Below are 17,579 nucleotides of genomic sequence, written 5' to 3'. Positions count from 1 at the left end.
TTTTGGCACACATATGGCATTTCATGTTTCATGCCAACTTTGTTGTTTTGAAAGAGATTTTTTAACATTTATTTCCTCCTTTTGATAAGTTGAAGATATTCAGAATTTACAAATAAATTAGCTCATTATATGAATATTTGCAAGTACTTTTTCTTAATTCAACGGCATTGACCTGAAGGTAGCAAGGAAGTTAGGAATCACTATTAATGAAAAGATTATCAGGAAAGCCAGGATCATTAGCTAAAGGAAATAAAATGGGGCTTAACTTACTGAAAATCTTGAATGAAAATTTCCGCATTAAAATATTTGCTGCAATTATCTTTTTTATATTTCTTATTTCAGCTTCTTTCACTTCCCTCTTTATTCATAACCAGATCAAAACCCTCAAAGATAACCTTATAAAAGAGGGAAAAGTACTTGCCAGTGTTCTTGCTTACAATTCACGGATCGGTGTATTTTCGGAAAATAAAGAGTTGCTCGAAGGTCCTGCTGAGGGGATTTTCCAACAGGGGGATGTCCTGGAAGTTTTGGTGTTTAATCCGGATGGGGTTCTGTTGAAGAGCAAAAAAAGACCCGGAAAAAGAATTTCGGAAAAATCAACTGAGGAAGATGAGCTGGTAAGGCGTAAGATATTTGAAAAATTGAAAAAATCTATCTTACCCTTTTATATTGAGGAGAAGAATCACATAGAATTCTGGACACCCGTAATCTCAAGTTCCGGTCACCTTATGGAAGAATCTATGTTTTTTGTTAAGGATCCGCTTCAGAGAAATGACCGTCTCATTGGATTTGTAAAAATAACAATGGATAAGGAGATTCTGTATAAGCAGTTTAACGATATATTGCATAAGAGCATACTTATGGGGATTATCTTCCTCATGATTGGTTCCGGAGCCACATACATCGTGGTGAAGGGGATAACAAAGCCGCTTAACAGATTAACTGAAAGTGTTAAAATCTTCGGAATGGAAGGGGTGGTAGAGGAGGTACCTGTTGAAACTGAGGATGAAATAGGAGAACTTGCTAAGGCCTTCAACAATATGGCTGATTCGCTAAAAGGAAGGGAAGCGGCTTTGCGCGAAAGCGAGACGCGGTATCGTACACTCTTTGAAAACATGGTGGAGGGATTTGCGTATTGCCGGATTCTTTTCGAGGATGGCCAACCTCAGGATTTTGTCTGCTTAGTCGTCAATGACGCATTCCAAACCCTGACCGGATTCAAGGATGTGGCCGGGAAGAAGGTCTCCGAGGTCATTCCTGGCATCCGTAAAACCGATCCTGAGTTATTCGAGCGGTTTGCTCGCGTAGCATTGACCGGCCTGTCCGAACGTTTCGAGTTCTACATTAACGCCATGGACATGTGGTTTAACCTTTCGGTCTATTCTCCGGAAAAGGAATTTTTTGTCGTAGTGTCCGACGACATAACCGAGCGCAAAAGAACGGAAGAAGAGCTTCTGAAGGCTAAGAAGCTTGAATCACTCGGGATACTTGCCGGAGGCATAGCCCATGATTTTAACAATATATTGACAGCTATTTCAGGAAATATTTCCCTTGCCAAGATGGATGTGGATTCCGACAGTAAGATATTTGATTTTCTAAATGCGGCAGAACTTGCCTCTGTGAGAGCACAGGCACTGACAATGCAGTTACTGACTTTTGCCAAAGGAGGCACGCCTGTAAAGGAAATTTCTTCAATTGCAAGTATTCTAAAAGAATCTTCCCTCTTTGTGCTGACCGGTTCAAAATCCAAATGCGAGTTTTCGATAGCAGAAAACCTCTGGTCTGTAGAGGCCGACCCAGGGCAGATAAGCCGGGTCATAAATAATATTGTTATAAATGCTAACCAGGCTATGCCGGAGGGAGGAGTAATACAGATTCGCGCCTGGAATAAAGAGATAGAGAAGGAGCATGGTCTGCCTGTAAAACCTGGGAGATACATCATGATTACCATCAAAGATCAGGGCGTGGGTATAGCCGAAAATAACCTTTCAAAGATATTCGATCCTTACTTTTCAACAAAGCAGACAGGAAGAGGCCTCGGACTTGCATCAGCCTATTCTATCATCAAAAAACACCACGGTCACATATCGGTAAACTCCAGTCAGGATAAAGGAACCATTTTTACAATCTATCTGCCGGCTTCCGGCAAAGAAATTCCGGTAAAAGAAGAACCTGCCCGGTTAACAGGAGAGGGCAGAATACTTATAATGGACGATGATAAATATTTAACGGAAATGATGGGAGATATGCTGGAGATATTGGGGTATGAAGCAGAGTTCGCAAATGACGGCGCTGAGGCGGTTGCATTGTACAAAAAAGGCATGGAATCGGGAAAACCCTATGATGCCGTCATTCTGGACCTTACAGTTCCAGGAAGTATGGGGGGAAAGGATGTCATAAAGATATTGCATGAGATAGATCCTAAAGTAAAGGCTGTTGTTTCAAGCGGTTACTCTGATGATCCGGTCATGTCAGATTTCGGTGAATTTGGTTTCAAAGGCATGATGCCCAAACCGTTTGATGCCAATGTATTGGGTAAAGTGCTAAATGATGTTATAAAAACAACAAATTAGTGAAAGAGACCTTATTAACACAGTAAATTACTTCTCCTTTGCCATCATATTCTGAAAAACAGTAATTTCTCCTGACTACTATTCTTATTCCAAGACCGCCTTTTCTTCCTGCCGCCGTGACAAGACTTTTTATCCGGGTCTAAATAAGCGTGGAAAAACATCTTCTATTTTTCTATTCCAACTCTGGCCTGAACCCCTTTTTGATAGTAATGTTTAATCTCTTTCATTTCCGTGACAAGGCCGGCTTTTTCAATTACTCTTGGATCAGCCCCCCGGCCTGTAATTACAAGTTCAACATTATCAGGTTTTAAGGAAATCAGTTCAAGTATGTCTTCAACAGATATAACACCGCATGCTGCTGCTACATTTGCCTCTTCAAGAACTATTATATCATATTTACCAATTAAGGACTTTACCTTAGCTATTCCATTATGGGCTGCTTCGATATCTTCTTGTGAAGGTTTACCTTTAATAAAGCGGCCGAGTCCGAATTGTTCTACTGTTATCAGATCAGAAAATTTTGCAAGCGCTTTTATTTCACTGTAATCACCCATCTTAATAAACTGAGCTATATAAACCTTCAGACCGGATCCTGCCGCTCTTAATGACAGGCCTAAAGCTGCTGTTGTCTTCCCTTTTCCGTCTCCGGTATAAACCTGAACATAACCTTTCATATCTTCCTCCGCAATTGTAATTATAATCCGATCTTTCTTATAAGATCATTTTTTTCGTATTTATTGTCAAACAGTATATTAACAATACTACCGGGTTGGGCAAAATCAACCTGCTGCCCTTGTGCATCAGTTATTTTTCGGATAGCATCACGCTTTGCCGGTCCTTTGACACCCAGTATATCAACCTTGTCATTTATAAATAATTTGTTTCGCACTTGTGTGATTGCAATGTTTTCTTTTTCCGAACCAATGACTTTACCTATAAATGTGCGCTGGGTCGCAGGTTTTATGTCAAAATAATTCGGTATGGTTTCATTCATTCTGCCAAAGTAGAACCCGGTACAGTATCCCCTGTTGCTGATTCTGCCAAGCTCATCAATCCATTCTTCTTTTACACTATATTCTGATGGAGATTCATACCATGAGTCGATTGCTTCCCTGTAAACCTTAACCGTTGAAGCAAGATAGTTTATTCCTTTCATACGACCTTCAATTTTTAATGAAGATATACCGGCATCTATCAATTCAGGAATATGTTCTATCATACATAAATCTTTTGAGTTGAAGATATATGTTCCACGGCTGTCTTCTTCTATAGGCATATATTCACCGGGTCTGGTCTGTTCCACCACCGCATAACCGAACCTGCATGGATGGCAGCACATACCGTGATTGCTGTCGCGGTTTTCCATAAAATTGCTGAGCAAACAGCGCCCGGAATATGAAATACACATTGCGCCATGGACAAATGATTCCACATCAACTTCGCCTAAGGAGACTATCTCTTTAATCTCTTTTAAGGAAAGCTCGCGGGCCGTATTTATTCTTTTAACCCCCATATTTTTCCAGAAAAGAGCCGCCTTGTAACTGGTTGTGTTAGCCTGTGTACTCAGGTGTACAGGCATATCCGGCATTATATTTTTTGTCTCAAGCAATATTGCCGGATCTGCAATAATTACTGCATCCGGTCCGATTTCGGAAAGACTCATTAAATAATCTTTAATGGCCTCCTGCTCATGGTTTCTTGAAAATATATTGCATGCAACATATACTTTTACTCCCGCTTTTCCGGCAAAACGTACCGCATTGTTTAGCTCTTCTATGGTAAAGTTTCCTGAAAAATTTCTTAAAGAAAAGTCTTTCCCCGCCAGATAAATTGCATCAGCACCGTAATGGATTGCAATTTCAAGCTTTTCATAATTTCCGGCCGGGGCAAGAAGCTCAATTTTTCGGTTTTTATTTATCTTATCAGACATAGCACTGAGTTGTGGCAGAAAGCTTTTTCATGCGTTACTGCAAATTAATTTTATAGCCATTTTCAGGCTTTCCTGCCATGGTTTTGAAACTATTCCGAATTGCCTGTTTATCAGGCTGCAATCAAGAGCGGAATAAGAAGGTCTTCCTGCTTTTGCGGGGTATTCTTTTGATGTAATCGGTTTAACCAGAATTGTTTTTATATCCAAATATTTTCCAGCTTCTTCTATTATCTTCTCGGCAAATCCATGCCAGGTAGTCACTCCTGCACCACAATAATTATATATTCCCCAGATATCACCGGAATTGTTTTTTATATGAGATGAAATTGTCAATACTGCATCGGCCAGATCAGTTACAAAAGTCGGAGAGCCGTACTGATCGGATACGACCTCAAGCACTTCTTTTTCTTTTCCAAGTCTTAAAATGGTCTTAACAAAATTATTGCAGTGTATTCCGTAAAGCCATGATGTTCTGATTATTATATGCTTTTGCAGAACATCACTTACTGCATTATCACCTTCAGCCTTGCATTTACCATAAGCATTTATCGGCGATATAATATCTTTTTCAGTATAAGGAGTATTCTTTCTTCCATCAAAAACATAATCGGTTGAAATATGAATCATCGGAATATCAAGATTGTTGCAAACGGCAGCAATATTTCCCGGGCCAGTGCAGTTTGCAGCAAAGCAGACTTCCCTTTCATCTTCAGCCCTGTCAACATTTGTATAACCAGCAGCATTTATAACAATATCCGGCCTGATATTGTTTATAACTTTTTCAACATCCGGTTTAATGGTTATATCAATTTGCGGAAGATCAAAACCTATGGTTTCAAATCCGTAAGATTTAGCTTCTCTTAACAGCTCCCAGCCTAATTGTCCTTGTGATCCTGTTATAAGTATTTTCATTTTATATCCCCGAAAACTTCCGAAAAAGCCGGAAGCTTTCTATCTTTTTCAGATACTATCGGATTTTTTACCGGCCAATTAATATTTAATGTACCGTCGCACCAGATGATTCCTCCTTCATCCCCGGGAGCATAGTGCTCAGAGCACTTGTATAAAAGATAAGCTGTATCGCTTAGCACACAGAAGCCGTGGGCAAAGTCTTCAGGAATAAATACCCGCCTGTTGTTTTTATCCGACAGTATAAAACTCTCCCATTTGCCGAAGGTTTTTGAATATGGCCGCAGATCAACAGCCACATCAAATATTTCCCCTTTAATAACCTGAACCAGTTTTGCCTGTTTTTGCTTTACCTGATAGTGCAAACCTCTTAAAACATCTTTTGAAGAACAGGAAAGGTTATCCTGTACAAAATTTCTTTCTATACCTATGCTATCATATACGCTTTTCTTGTATACTTCTGTAAAATATCCTCTGTTGTCAGAAAAAACAGGAGGTTCAATTAAAATAACACCTTTAAGATAGGTTGGGATTATATTCATAATTATTTCCGGAATTTTTGTATTGCATTAATATCAACTCGAATCTTTTACTATCGCTGAAGCAGGAACAATATTCATCTTTTTCTTCATATAAGGCAGCATCTCTGAAACAACCTGATATGTTAAAGGATATGGATGCATTATTGCAATGGCTTTGCCATGCCGGTTGGCAATTTTAATCAATTCATAAATCTGGTTTTTTATAAATTCACGATCCTGTTTATGATCTATAAAAACATCTCTTTCGGCAAAAGTTAGTTTAAACAGCCTTGCCGATTCTCTGCCATAAGTTTTCGGCCCTGTTTTGCTGTCAATAAAATAAAGCCCTCTTGCTTTAAGAACCGAAAATATCTGATTCATCTGAACATCTGAGGCAGACATTTTTGAACCCATATGATTATTTACGCCTTTGATGAAAGGAACATCATCAATATCCTCATTGATCTGGCTTATAAGCTGATCAGGACTCATGGATGTAAGCAGAGCTCCCGGACCGGGAGAAATCTCCGGGTATTCATTGGGTTCCATCGGAAGGTGGAGCATTATTTCTCTTCCCTTTTTACGTGCTGCTTCAATGGTAATGTTTTTATACGGACTGAAAGGAAGTACCGAAAACGTAAAGGCAGCATCAAGTTCCAGATATTTTTTTTCAAGATCAGGGTGATATCCGATATCATCTATAATTATAGCCACATCAGGCAAATTGTGTTTAAGACTTTTTATTTTTATTGGTTGAATTTTCACATAATGCTTTTCTTCTTTTGGGTATACTTCAAAAACCGGCGGTTTTAATGTAACTTTTTTCTTTTGCTCCTTTATTTTCAAGGGAACCTGTATTTTAACAGGAAGCGGTTTTTTTTCCGGAATAAAATATTTTGCTAAAAAACCGGCCCCAATAACTAAAACCAGCAGAATAAAAAAACCTGCAACGGATTTTATAATATTAGGTTTTAAATTTCCTGCCTTTTTTGACCCCGCTTTTTTCTTTTTTGATTTTTTTTTACTTTTAACCATAAGTCACAGGTAATGCGCAGCCTTGTATAAATAGTAGCATTCTTATCTTGCCGGATATTTACAGCTATAAGAAACCCGGATTAATTTTTCAGTTTATCCTTGAATATTTCATAGCTTAATAAAATTTCAAGCGCATGCATCACCTGGTTATCGGACTGAAGGCCTTCTATAGTCAATGGGCCAAGCCTGTAGTCAAATTCACGCATTTTTGTTTTCTTTCCCAACTCTTTTTTATCTTTATTAGTTGCAGGATCTTTTTCTTTTTTAATATCCGGAGCGGTTTCCTTCTTGTCTTTCTTTTCATCAGGATTTGCATCAATATGGTTTTTCAAATCTTTTTCTTTGAGCATACCTCCATCATCATAATTGGTTTCATCACCGATCATTTTATGCCGAAGTACAATGTCGGGCTCGATTCCCTTAGCTTGAATGGATCGGCCACTTGGAGTGTAATATCGGGCTATCGTCAGCTTGAGTGCATAACCGTCTCTTAAAGGTTCAACACTCTGTACCGATCCTTTACCAAATGAAGTTGTCCCGATAAGCAGAGCCCTTTTTTGATCCTGTAACGCTCCGGCAACTATTTCTGAAGCGCTTGCAGTTCCGCCATTAATAAGAACGATTATAGGGTATGTACGCTTTACCTTATCAGGATGTGCTTTGAATACTCTCGAATTCTTTTTATGCCTTCCTTCTATTGATAAAATTTTTCCTTCTTCAAGGAAAATATCGGAAATTTTTATAGCCTGGTTCAAAAGCCCCCCTCCATTGTCACGAAGATCAAGTATGAGGCCTTTTAAAGGAACGGTAGATGACTCAAGTTTTTCAAGAGCTTTTAAAAAATCTTCGGTAGTATTTCCTGTGAAGTTGGTTATCCATATATAACCATATCCGGGTCTGATTGACATGGATTTTATGCTTTCTACCGGAATAATATCGCGTACAAGCGTAAAATCAATCGGATCCGGAACTCCTTCACGCAATATGGTTACAACAACGCTTGTGCCTTTCGGGCCTCTCATTTTGCTTACCGCATCCCTTAAATCTTTGGGAGTAACCCCGCCAATTTTAATTATTTTATCCTTTGCTTTTATCCCCGCTTTAAAAGCCGGTGTTCCTTCGATGGGGGAAATAACAGTAACAAGATCATTTTGCAGTGTTATGTGTATACCTATGCCCGGAAATTCGCCTTCGGAATCAATCTCAAGATCTTCAAGCGCTTCCGGAGGCAAAAGAGCGGAATGCGGATCAAGGCCTCTTATCATACCCTGAATTGCCTTTTGTACCAGTTCTTTTGTATCAACAGGATCAACATAATCATTTTCAATTATCTGAAGAACATCGCTGAATATTTTTAAACCCCTGTATGTCTCTTCATTGCTTGCCGAAAGATCACGTGAGAAACCTGTGCCAATGGTTAAAAAACCGGCAGCAATGATAACGGTAATCCAAAGCCTAATATGGCAGTATTTTTTCCGGTCCATTTTTTCTCCTTATATTACTTCTTAAACCATTCCATAGGATCAAGGGGTTTTCCATGATGTCTGATTTCAAAATAAAGTCCGGTACCGGAAAAGGAACCGGCTTCACCCGCAGACGCAATTACTTCATCAGCTTCAACTGCATCACCTTTTGATTTAAAACTTTCTTCAAGGTGTGCATATATAGTGTAATAACTTTTACCGTGATCGATTATAATCATGTTGCCATAACCTTTAAACCAACCTGAATATATAATTTTTCCCGGTATAACCGATCTTATCGGCTCGCCTAAATCAGCCTCAATATCAATCCCGCTCCTGAAATTGACAATACAATATTTCGGATCACGATAAGCGCCGAAATATGACACGATCTTACCCTTGACAGGCAAGTTAATCAACCCTTTAAATGATTCCGGGCTTTTGAACAAATCTTTTTGCAATAAATTTACCCCGCCCTTTTCAACTGTCAGGGATTTGATTGCATTATCAAGCTGTTTTGCAGCTTCCTCGAGAGATTTTACTGCAGCTATTTCAAGAGATTTTTTACTGCGTATCTCATGAAGAAGTTTCGCCCGTTTTTGTCTTTCAAAAGAGATTTTTTCTACCTGATCTTCAAGAGATTTCTCTCCCAGTTTCTGTTTTGACTTTTTTTCATTCAAAGCGATCTGCAGTTGATTGAGCCGATTACTGTTTTCAGATAATTTGTCTATCTCTTTTTTATCACTGGCCAGGATTCGATCAAAATACATTTTACGCTGTACGATTTCATACACAGAATCGGCAGAGGCAAGAACCTGCATCCTGCCCAGGCGGTTCAGTTTATAAAGAGCGACAAGGCGCTTTGAAATATAGAGTTCCGACTCTTTTATTTCATTATCGCATGATTGTATATCTTCATGTATTTTTACAATTTGATTATTTACAGTTTTGAGTTCATCTCTTAAAGAAGATATATTTTTCCTTATATTATCAATTGCAATATCCTGTTCATTAAGGCTGTTTAAAACCAGCGATTCATTCTTTTTGATGCTTTCTATTTCAGCTTTGCTTTGCCCGATTTGCTTATCAATAAGTTTTGCACGTTGCTGCAGTTTTCCTATACCGGAACATGCTTTGGTTTTTGTATTTTTTAAAGACGTTTTACCTAAAGACAGCTCTCCTGTCTTTCCGGAACCGCAATTTGCTCCTGCAACAAAAACAAGAACAAGAAATATTATACAGAAAACAGAAATTTTATAAAAAGATACTTTAGCAAAAAACATACCGTAATCCAGACGCATTATAGGAACAGGAAACCTTCACTCGGGGAAAAAGCCGGTAAGATCTTAAGCCGATTCCTGCCTCCCGGCCCGTGACCCCTGTTTTTTCTATGTTTTAAAATAGTTCTTTAAAGATATATAGCAACCAAGCCACCCTATAAACATACTGCAGACTAAAATTACAGATAAGGCAGTTAAAGAAAAAAATTTAATATTTATAAGATCTGCTGTTATATTCCGGTCAATATTTAAAATAAAAGATTTGAAAATAACAAAAAGCAGAATCAGACCGATAATTCCCCCCATAGCACCCTGCATAATGCATTCGATATATAACGGAGTTTTAATAAAACCATCGGAAGCTCCGACAAGGCGCATTATTTCTATCTCATCGCGTCTTGCATAAAGAACGAGACGTACCATATTTGCAACTATAAATACCGAAGCAATAAAAAAAAGCCCCCCCAGAGCATATCCTGACAATTTGAATATATTTATAATTCCGGAAAACCGGGCAAGCCACTTTTGCCCGTATTCAACTTCTTCAACCTTTGGTATCGACTCAATCTGAGATACTATGCTTTCCGTTTTTTCCAATCCCTGCGAAGATTCAATCAAATGTATTTCGAAGGCATCGGGAAGCGGATTCTCCTTGAGATTTTCAAGTAGTGATGATTGTCTTTTCATCTGCTGCCTAAGTATTTTATAGGCCTCTTCTTTTGGTATGAATACAATATTTTCAACGCCATGCATCCCCAAAATTTTCTTCTGTATTTCAGGTATTTCTTCATCTGAAACTTCAGAAGAAAGATAAACAACTATCTTTACACCTTTTTTCCATATATTTAATATGTTGGTAGTGTTTTTAAAAAAAAGGACAATAGAACTTGTGATAATTACCGAAAAAACAATTGTAATAATCGACACAATGTTTAAGAGCCTGTTATTCAAAATATCTCTGAATGCATGCCTAAAATAAAGAAATTTCATTTCAGCCCTGATTTGATGGAAACCATAAACGTCCTTGTTTTAAATGTATCATCCTGCCGCCTGTTTTCCGGATTAGTTTGGTATCGTGAGTAGTAATAATTATAGTAGATCCCCGTGAATGGAATCCTTTTATAAGTTCTATTACCTGTTCAGCAGATTCCTCATCAAGGCTTCCTGTTGGCTCATCTGCAAGAATTATCTTTGGATCACCCGCCACTGCCCTGGCTATTGCAACACGCTGCTGCTCACCTCCCGAAAGGCTTAAGGGAAAAGAATTCTGCCGGTCTTCCATGCCAACAGCTCTCAGCATACTGCTCACTTTTTTTTGTATAAATCGCTTTGGTCTGTCGGAAGCCTCAAGAACAAGAGCAACGTTTTCAAATACAGTTTTTGTTGGTATTAATTTGAACTCCTGAAATATTATTCCGAATTTTCTTCTAAGCAGCGGTATTTTATTTTTTGATATTCTGGTCAGATTAACTCCATCTACAATAATCTGGCCTTCGGAAATTGGCTCTCCTATATATAACAGCTTCAGAAGAGTGGATTTTCCGGCGCCACTGGGACCGGTTACATAGATAAATTCATTTTTTTTAACATCAATGTTAATATCAAACAGAGCGGTCTTGTTTCCGTATCGCCTGTAAACATGAAACATTCTTATCAAATAATTTACATTGTTTTCATCGCTCATTCAACAGGTTCCGCACTCATAGCCCTGTAAGGGGCAGCTATTATAACAACATTGAGCCTGATTTTATAATGTATAACTGCAATCCGCTCTTTTTAGAGTTTTAATTGACCTGGCATAAATAAATTGCTATACAAAAATCGAGTCCGAAGGAATGCTTTCAAAGAGTTTTCCTTGCTCAAAGCCTCTGCCGATTCCCCATAAAATGCTTCTTCCATTTCGGTGGGGGCTTTTTTATACCCTAAAGTACAGATAAAAATCAAGATTATATTAATTTTTGAAGGTAATCTGCCCAAAGCTTCATACCGTATGTTATGCAAAGGGCCCTTGCTTTGAAACATTTTAGAGGATTTTATACTTATTATGAAACAGGAACTTATTGATCTTTTGTGCCGCAAATCTTTTCAATACAGCAAAGAACCTGTATTCAAACTTGCTTCAGGCAGGATGAGCAATTTTTATATCAACTGCAAGCCTGTGACACTTAACCCGCGGGGCATGTTTATTATTGGCCATCTGATATTTGACGCAATGAAAGATTCAAAATCAGCCGGAGTGGGAGGACTTACTTTTGGAGCAGATCCCATAGCTGTTGCAACAGCTTTTGTTTCAGGATTAAAAGAAACGCCGGTCAATGCCTTTTCAATCAGAAAAACCATAAAAGACCATGGTATTATCCGATGCATAGAAGGCGATCTGAAAAAAGGCAGCAGAGTTACCATAATAGACGATGTCGCCACCACGGGAGCTTCCACAATCACAGCCATAGAACGGGCGCGTGCAGAAGGCATGGAAGTCGTTAAAGCGGTAATTCTTGTCGATCGGCAGGAAGGCGGCTTAGAGAACATAAGAAAACATATCGGCGATGTAACAGCGATAGTATCAAGAGACGAACTTTTAGCCTGCTGGAACGTTTTAAATAAAGATATACAATAAGTCCTTATCAAAACAGCAAACCTTCTCACCAGTCAATCACCGATGCTCTCTGGTTGATGAACGCTTCGGCTTTCAAACCGCTCTGTTTCGTCAGGCCATTATGATCAACAAAAAGTTCTGATAAATGTTCATCATACTGATTTATATAGCATTTGTCATAAATCTGTTCCGTTTGGGAATGCATACGTATTCATGCCCAATTACAACAAAGCAATAGGAAATCATTATGACAATCGCTATATGCCTAATAATATTTCCGGAATCTTTTGACGGGAAAAATCAAGTCAGGGAAACATGCCGATATACTAAGAAAAAATTTTATTGATGCTTGAAAAGCAAGTTGTGATGTGTTAAAGATATCTAAAGTGTAATAATAATGCTTGTAATTTTTGTTCGGCAAAAAACCTGTATCCTTTATAATAATCCATATCATGGGAGAAACTTATTATGGAAAATTCAGGATCTGACGGATTTGAACGCGCTATTATTGACCGGAGAAGAACTCTTGACCGCAGAGAGTCTTACAACGTTATTCCCATAGCTATATTAGCCCAGGAACATAGAAAACCAGGCTTTGAGAGAAGGAAAAATAAAGAGCAGCGAAAAGACTGGACGAGAATTAATAAATGGATCAGCGTTCCTGTTCCCACTCATTCCGCATAAATTCGGTTTTTGAAAATATAGCGTAAGATTTACGATTCTTCTCATACTACCGGTAAAATTAAACCAACTGAACTGCTGCCAGCAAATTTGTTGGGAGAATTTGAAAAGGTAAGAAGAATCCATGCCACGGTGTAGTTAAGTTTGCCGTTACGGTACTTAATATCTGCCTCACGATCCATAGACGGGATAAGAAACAGATCAATAATCCAGCCGATAAAGCAAAGCCCTAAAGTAAAGAACCATATGGTTCCGGTGACCGGCTTGCCATAGTAAAAGCGGTGAGCGCCCATGAACCCAAAGATCCAGAGGATGTAGCCGATAGATTTGAGATGTGTGTCGTTTGAATTTCCCATAATACTTTCTCCTCTCAATTATTGTTGTATATTAAAAGGCTATCTTTCTATTTGCAATGATAATATTCACATGGTAACCGCATTGGGAAATATAATGGTTTGGTTTTTGATAAATGATGCGCCTTTTATGGCAGGCTGTGTTATCATATTAGACGGCGGTTATGTCCTTGGCGGGGATAAAGTAACTCCAATGTCAAAAGGGGCTCAATATTATTTATTACAAATATCGGATGGTTTAATCCTGGTAGTATTTTATTATACTTCCGTTGTTCACTATCCAAGATATGATATGCATTTTCTATACAAACCGGAATGCTAAATTCTGAGAACTATATGTGATAATATACTTGCAGGTGGCGTGTTTGTTAATGACAAGCTGCCTTCCTTGTTTATTCCAATCAAGAAATATTTTTTATTGCGTATTCAATAAAAGGTTTTTCCACAGGCGGTTTTCCCCTATCATTATGAGTACATTCTGATGGCTTGGATGCGCTGCAATAATGTCGGATGTGAGCAGTGGAAAAAAACATATGCCGGATGTGGTGTAAGGTTAGACAGGTTATTACGGCTCAGCTTTTTCAGCGAAGATATGAGCTGCTCACCCAGATTAAAACTTTTTGTATAACTATCAGCCTCATATTCATTTTTTCTTGAAACTGCATTCATGAGCAATCCTATGATGGCTGAAATTGGACTGTACAACAAACCGAATGCAATAAGCCCCATGTGAAAACTCGTGCTTTTGGCGCCTAATGCCTGTGACAATGCCGGACTGCCTATGAAAAGCGATAGAAGATAAAGCGTGATTCCAGTTTGTATGATAGAAATAATCATGGCAGTCAATGTATGTTTCTTTTTGTAATGGCCGATTTCATGGGCAAGAACAGCCACTATTTCTTCGGTAGTCAAATCATTAATCAGGGTATCAAACAATACAATTCTTTTTTTTGAGCCAAGACCGCTGAAATATGCATTTGCTTTGGATGATCGCTTGGAGCCGTCGATAACAAAAACATTATCAAGCTTGAAACCTGCTTTTTGCGCAAATTCCTTTATCGCATCTTTTAATTCGCCTTCTTCAAGAGGCATTTGTTTATTAAATATGGGCACTATAAGAGTTGAATAAAACATGACCATAAAAACCATAAACGCGCTTGATACTATCCACGCGTAAATCCAGAAAAGTTTTCCGGTTGCCTGATAAAACAATACAAACAGCGTCAGAAGTCCTCCTCCTATGATTGCTGAAAGTACCCAGCCTTTAAGCTTATCCATAATAAAGATTTTGGGAGTGGTTTTATTAAATCCGAATTTTTCTTCGATAACAAAAGTATCATAGACTGCAAAGGGTGTATTAATAACATCCGAACAAAACATAAGTATTGCAAAAAACACCAATGTTATTGCGATGGAATTTTGGACAAGGTTTTTCGATATTGAATCAACAAAAGCAAAGCCGCCTGAAAACAGCATCAGTAATATTAAAACCAGATTGAAACTGCTTGTCAATATTGAAAATTTATCGTTTATCTTTTTGTATTCCTGAGATTTGCGGTATTTTTCGGAATCATAAACATCCCGGACTTCTTCGGGCAATTCATCAGACCAAAGACGTGAATTTAAATAATCTATTGTTCTTTCCAGAACAAAATCAAACAGGATAATTCCGATAAAAATATAAAAAACAGTATTGTACATTTTTTTTTGATAAAATTTATTTAATGGTGAAAGAGAATTAAAATATTTAAAGGCATTATAAACAATAAAACAAAATTTGCAATTATATTGGATAAAAACCCTTCACCGGTTTTATACCAATAAAGGCTCAATTATCGGATTCTACCTGTATTTTTTTTAAAAATGCTTAATATCCTATAAGATAATTGCAAAACATTTTGTAATGCCCGAAAACTCTTACCGGGCAACCATGTTATCAATCATTTGCAATCCGGATTCCCGCCCGGAAACGCCGGGGGAATGACAGACCCGGAAGTTTTGTTATTGGCTCCTATGACATAAAAATAATCAGGATTAGTTTAAGCACCATAAAAAATCGGAAAAGCTATTAAGCGCGTGGGTGAACCTTATTAAAAGAAAATAAATAATGGAGACATCCGATGAGATACTCAAATTTATTCCAAAAACTGTTGTTAACAGGCCTTATCCTTTGCACTCTGTTCCTTTCATGCGGTTCTGAAAGGAAGGCCGAAGACTCCCAAAAAACAGAAGCGACGCCGATCAAGGTTTATTCAGCTCAAAAAGGAGACTATATCATGAGCGAAACAGTTGTTAAAACTGATCAGGAATGGAAAAAACTGCTGACACCTGAGCAGTATGATATTATGAGAGAAAAGGGAACTGAACCGGCTTTTACCGGAAAATACGATCATTTTTACGAAAACGGCATTTACAGTTGTGCGGCCTGCGGTCTTGATCTGTATAAATCGGAGGATAAGTTCGATTCCAAAACGGGTTGGCCGAGCTTTACAGCTCCCATTGCTCCGGAAAACATCATCAAAAGACCTGACAAAAGCCTGTTTACTACATGTACTGAGGTGCTTTGCCGCTGGTGCGGCAGCCATCTTGGCCATGTTTTCAACGATGGCCCCAAACCAACAGGACTTCGCTATTGCATGAATTCGGCTGCCCTGAAATTTGTGGCAACCGGAAAATAATCTTATTATCAGGGAGGATGCGCAATGAAAACAGTCATTATAGCTATGATGGTACTTCCGTTTATATTTTTAGCAGCCGCTATGGGTATGGCTGCTGATAATCTTGAAAAAGCAACTTTTGCAGGCGGGTGCTTCTGGTGCATGGAGCATCCTTTTGACCGGCTTCCCGGCGTGGTTTCGGTAACATCGGGTTACACAGGCGGACATAAGAAAAACCCTGCTTATATCGAAGCACCATCTTTTACCATAATGAAGAGCAGCACAGGCTGGCACTGAAATCAAAGGAAATGCTTGAAAAGAACAAACCTTTCAAAGGACCGATAGAAACGGAAATTGTACAGGCCGGCGAATTTTACCCTGCCGAAGATTATCATCAGCACTATTACAAAAATAATCCGATCCGGTACAAATTTTACCGTTACAGGTGCGGCCGCTATCAGCGTCTCAAGGAGCTGTGGGGTTCAGAATCACCTTAACGATTTCCGGTTTTGAAAACAATCGCATTGGAGGTCCCCAGAAAGCCGAGCCGCAGGTGGTATAAAGATACGAGGCGCCCTTTTTATAAAGGCCAAACGGGTACTTATACAGAATTTGAACCAGTAAGTCCATGGGCGGCAACTGCCCTGCGTGCGTATGTCCGGAAAGCTGTAAATCCGCACCCATATCACTTGAAAGGTCGAAAACATCCGGCTGATGCGAAAGAAGAATTACAGTATTTCTGAAATCGATTTTTTTGAAAGCGCTTGATAGACTTTCCTGTAATGAAATATTTTCAAATCTCTTAGCTGTCTGGGCATCATCTATACCGGCAAGTTCGATAGCTCCTGCAATTAAAACATTTGTGTTCCTTAAAACCTTGATATCCGAATTTGCCGCTATTTTCATAAACAAGGGGATTCCGGTATAAAATTCATGATTTCCGGTAACCGCATAAACGCCGTACTTCGCTTTTAAACCTCTCAGGATTTTGCAGAAATCATCCAGTCTGCAAATATCGGTGTCGATCAGATCACCGGTAATTACAATAAGATCCGGTTTCAAAGCAAGTGTCTGAGCAACTATATTCTCAAACTGCCGTTTTGATTTAGAGAGATCTGCATGAAGATCCGACAGCTGCACTATCGTAAAGCCGCTCAACTCCGGCGGCAGTTTCGGGGCAGATATTCCGATCTCTTTTATAACCGGTCCTTCTGCCTGTTTGTACAGACAATACCCGGAAGTCAATCCTGTCAGCACAAGAGCGCTGATGGTTGCATAGTATCTGAATCTTTTTGCCCTTATAAATATCCGTAAAACATCTGCGATTACAAATGCGGTAATCGCGATTGAGGTTACACCAAGCCAGACTGAGCTTAAATATAAAGCCGGAATTATCCACCCTGTATCGTAATGCCGACTCAGTATTTCAGCCGGAATAAAAGAGAGGGCTGCCAAGGCAAAGATCAACAGAAGTACTTTTGATGCGCCGGCGGAAAGATTCAGGCCGCCGGCGATACGGTTGTAGATATAATAGTTTAACGCAAGATATAAAATGGAAAAAACCAGTATGAAAATCATCAA

At 38.8% G+C, this 17,579-nt stretch carries 19 protein-coding genes; 7 read left to right on the top strand and 12 right to left on the bottom strand.

Features of this window, described 5'->3' with window-relative positions; translation table 11 throughout:
• The first annotated feature begins 206 nt into the window (after window positions 1–206).
• Window positions 207–2,573 carry an ATP-binding protein gene (locus VXK47_RS16415; protein WP_435549863.1) on the top strand — a complete coding sequence of 789 codons (2,367 nt, stop codon included), beginning with the start codon at window positions 207–209 and terminating at the stop codon, window positions 2,571–2,573.
• Window positions 2,574–2,737: 164 nt separating this feature from the next.
• Here VXK47_RS16415 and VXK47_RS16410 read toward each other — a convergent pair whose 3' ends face one another.
• From VXK47_RS16410 to ftsE, 9 genes are all read right to left on the bottom strand, one after another.
• The gene (locus VXK47_RS16410) at window positions 2,738–3,247 is read right to left on the bottom strand and encodes a cob(I)yrinic acid a,c-diamide adenosyltransferase (protein WP_435549862.1); all 510 of its coding nucleotides are present in this window, start codon (window positions 3,245–3,247) and stop codon (window positions 2,738–2,740) included.
• 20 nt (window positions 3,248–3,267) lie between these two features.
• Entirely contained in the window at window positions 3,268–4,503 is a 1,236-nt protein-coding gene (locus tag VXK47_RS16405; protein ID WP_435549861.1) for a peptidase U32 family protein, read from the bottom strand.
• A 27-nt stretch (window positions 4,504–4,530) separates the two neighbouring features.
• Entirely contained in the window at window positions 4,531–5,415 is an 885-nt protein-coding gene (gene rfbD, locus VXK47_RS16400; protein WP_435549860.1) for an SDR family oxidoreductase, read from the bottom strand.
• Window positions 5,412–5,954: a dTDP-4-dehydrorhamnose 3,5-epimerase family protein gene (gene rfbC, locus VXK47_RS16395; RefSeq protein WP_435549859.1), complete on the bottom strand. Its 543-nt coding sequence runs from the start codon at window positions 5,952–5,954 to the stop codon at window positions 5,412–5,414. Before rfbC ends, rfbD begins: the two co-directional genes overlap by 4 nt.
• A gap of 33 nt (window positions 5,955–5,987) precedes the next feature.
• A complete protein-coding gene (locus VXK47_RS16390) occupies window positions 5,988–6,968 on the bottom strand; it encodes a divergent polysaccharide deacetylase family protein (protein ID WP_435549858.1) in 981 nt (326 codons plus the stop codon).
• An 80-nt stretch (window positions 6,969–7,048) separates the two neighbouring features.
• Window positions 7,049–8,452, bottom strand: coding sequence for a S41 family peptidase (locus VXK47_RS16385; RefSeq protein ID WP_435549857.1), 1,404 nt, complete (start codon window positions 8,450–8,452; stop codon window positions 7,049–7,051).
• 14 nt (window positions 8,453–8,466) lie between these two features.
• The gene (locus VXK47_RS16380; protein ID WP_435549856.1) at window positions 8,467–9,714 is read right to left on the bottom strand and encodes a murein hydrolase activator EnvC family protein; all 1,248 of its coding nucleotides are present in this window, start codon (window positions 9,712–9,714) and stop codon (window positions 8,467–8,469) included.
• Window positions 9,715–9,819: 105 nt separating this feature from the next.
• Window positions 9,820–10,701, bottom strand: coding sequence for a cell division protein FtsX (locus VXK47_RS16375; protein ID WP_435549855.1), 882 nt, complete (start codon window positions 10,699–10,701; stop codon window positions 9,820–9,822).
• Window position 10,702: 1 nt separating this feature from the next.
• Window positions 10,703–11,395 carry a cell division ATP-binding protein FtsE gene (ftsE, locus tag VXK47_RS16370; RefSeq protein WP_435549854.1) on the bottom strand — a complete coding sequence of 231 codons (693 nt, stop codon included), beginning with the start codon at window positions 11,393–11,395 and terminating at the stop codon, window positions 10,703–10,705.
• Between the two features lie 360 nt (window positions 11,396–11,755).
• On the opposite strand from ftsE, the gene pyrE reads away from it, so the two are divergent.
• Entirely contained in the window at window positions 11,756–12,328 is a 573-nt protein-coding gene (gene pyrE, locus VXK47_RS16365) for an orotate phosphoribosyltransferase (RefSeq protein WP_435549853.1), read from the top strand.
• A 447-nt stretch (window positions 12,329–12,775) separates the two neighbouring features.
• A complete protein-coding gene (locus tag VXK47_RS16360) occupies window positions 12,776–12,991 on the top strand; it encodes a hypothetical protein (RefSeq protein WP_435549852.1) in 216 nt (71 codons plus the stop codon).
• 41 nt (window positions 12,992–13,032) lie between these two features.
• Here the strand turns inward: VXK47_RS16360 and VXK47_RS16355 are convergent, their stop codons facing one another.
• Entirely contained in the window at window positions 13,033–13,344 is a 312-nt protein-coding gene (locus VXK47_RS16355) for a TM2 domain-containing protein (RefSeq protein ID WP_435549851.1), read from the bottom strand.
• Between the two features lie 94 nt (window positions 13,345–13,438).
• Here VXK47_RS16355 and VXK47_RS16350 point away from each other — a divergent pair, with 94 nt between their 5' ends.
• Complete coding sequence (locus VXK47_RS16350; protein ID WP_435549850.1) at window positions 13,439–13,663, top strand: hypothetical protein; 225 nt, start codon at window positions 13,439–13,441, stop codon at window positions 13,661–13,663.
• Window positions 13,664–13,806: 143 nt separating this feature from the next.
• On the opposite strand, the gene VXK47_RS16345 is transcribed toward VXK47_RS16350, so the two are convergent.
• The gene (locus tag VXK47_RS16345; RefSeq protein ID WP_435549849.1) at window positions 13,807–15,042 is read right to left on the bottom strand and encodes a M48 family metallopeptidase; all 1,236 of its coding nucleotides are present in this window, start codon (window positions 15,040–15,042) and stop codon (window positions 13,807–13,809) included.
• A gap of 575 nt (window positions 15,043–15,617) precedes the next feature.
• On the opposite strand from VXK47_RS16345, the gene msrB reads away from it, so the two are divergent.
• The 3 genes from msrB to VXK47_RS16330 are packed head-to-tail and all read left to right on the top strand — an operon-like array spanning window position 15,618 to window position 16,495.
• Window positions 15,618–16,019, top strand: coding sequence for a peptide-methionine (R)-S-oxide reductase MsrB (gene msrB / locus VXK47_RS16340; RefSeq protein WP_435549848.1), 402 nt, complete (start codon window positions 15,618–15,620; stop codon window positions 16,017–16,019).
• A gap of 24 nt (window positions 16,020–16,043) precedes the next feature.
• Window positions 16,044–16,295 (top strand): peptide-methionine (S)-S-oxide reductase, encoded by a 252-nt coding sequence (locus VXK47_RS16335; RefSeq protein WP_435549847.1) that lies wholly within the window; start codon window positions 16,044–16,046, stop codon window positions 16,293–16,295.
• Window positions 16,296–16,306: 11 nt separating this feature from the next.
• The gene (locus VXK47_RS16330) at window positions 16,307–16,495 is read left to right on the top strand and encodes a peptide-methionine (S)-S-oxide reductase (RefSeq protein ID WP_435549846.1); all 189 of its coding nucleotides are present in this window, start codon (window positions 16,307–16,309) and stop codon (window positions 16,493–16,495) included.
• On the opposite strand, the gene VXK47_RS16325 is transcribed toward VXK47_RS16330, so the two are convergent.
• The gene (locus VXK47_RS16325) at window positions 16,464–17,576 is read right to left on the bottom strand and encodes a metallophosphoesterase (protein ID WP_435549864.1); all 1,113 of its coding nucleotides are present in this window, start codon (window positions 17,574–17,576) and stop codon (window positions 16,464–16,466) included. The genes VXK47_RS16330 and VXK47_RS16325 overlap by 32 nt on opposite strands.
• Window positions 17,577–17,579: the final 3 nt, after the last annotated feature.

Origin of the sequence: Desulfobacterium sp. N47, from assembly GCF_051233685.1 — a bacterium.
Taxonomy (GTDB): Bacteria; Desulfobacterota; Desulfobacteria; order Desulfobacterales; family RPRI01; genus RPRI01.
Note: the sequence above shows the minus strand (reverse complement) of the source record. Positions and strands in the feature narration are given on the sequence as shown.

Coding starts and splice junctions, on each gene's coding strand:
- VXK47_RS16415 (WP_435549863.1), top strand. CDS start 207: ATGAAAAGATTATCAGGAAAGCCAGGATCATTAGCTAAAGGAAATAAA.
- VXK47_RS16410 (WP_435549862.1), bottom strand. CDS start 3,247: ATGAAAGGTTATGTTCAGGTTTATACCGGAGACGGAAAAGGGAAGACA.
- VXK47_RS16405 (WP_435549861.1), bottom strand. CDS start 4,503: ATGTCTGATAAGATAAATAAAAACCGAAAAATTGAGCTTCTTGCCCCG.
- rfbD (WP_435549860.1), bottom strand. CDS start 5,415: ATGAAAATACTTATAACAGGATCACAAGGACAATTAGGCTGGGAGCTG.
- rfbC (WP_435549859.1), bottom strand. CDS start 5,954: ATGAATATAATCCCAACCTATCTTAAAGGTGTTATTTTAATTGAACCT.
- VXK47_RS16390 (WP_435549858.1), bottom strand. CDS start 6,968: ATGGTTAAAAGTAAAAAAAAATCAAAAAAGAAAAAAGCGGGGTCAAAA.
- VXK47_RS16385 (WP_435549857.1), bottom strand. CDS start 8,452: ATGGACCGGAAAAAATACTGCCATATTAGGCTTTGGATTACCGTTATC.
- VXK47_RS16380 (WP_435549856.1), bottom strand. CDS start 9,714: ATGTTTTTTGCTAAAGTATCTTTTTATAAAATTTCTGTTTTCTGTATA.
- VXK47_RS16375 (WP_435549855.1), bottom strand. CDS start 10,701: ATGAAATTTCTTTATTTTAGGCATGCATTCAGAGATATTTTGAATAAC.
- ftsE (WP_435549854.1), bottom strand. CDS start 11,395: ATGAGCGATGAAAACAATGTAAATTATTTGATAAGAATGTTTCATGTT.
- pyrE (WP_435549853.1), top strand. CDS start 11,756: ATGAAACAGGAACTTATTGATCTTTTGTGCCGCAAATCTTTTCAATAC.
- VXK47_RS16360 (WP_435549852.1), top strand. CDS start 12,776: ATGGAAAATTCAGGATCTGACGGATTTGAACGCGCTATTATTGACCGG.
- VXK47_RS16355 (WP_435549851.1), bottom strand. CDS start 13,344: ATGGGAAATTCAAACGACACACATCTCAAATCTATCGGCTACATCCTC.
- VXK47_RS16350 (WP_435549850.1), top strand. CDS start 13,439: ATGGTTTGGTTTTTGATAAATGATGCGCCTTTTATGGCAGGCTGTGTT.
- VXK47_RS16345 (WP_435549849.1), bottom strand. CDS start 15,042: ATGTACAATACTGTTTTTTATATTTTTATCGGAATTATCCTGTTTGAT.
- msrB (WP_435549848.1), top strand. CDS start 15,618: ATGAGCGAAACAGTTGTTAAAACTGATCAGGAATGGAAAAAACTGCTG.
- VXK47_RS16335 (WP_435549847.1), top strand. CDS start 16,044: ATGAAAACAGTCATTATAGCTATGATGGTACTTCCGTTTATATTTTTA.
- VXK47_RS16330 (WP_435549846.1), top strand. CDS start 16,307: ATGCTTGAAAAGAACAAACCTTTCAAAGGACCGATAGAAACGGAAATT.
- VXK47_RS16325 (WP_435549864.1), bottom strand. CDS start 17,576: ATGATTTTCATACTGGTTTTTTCCATTTTATATCTTGCGTTAAACTAT.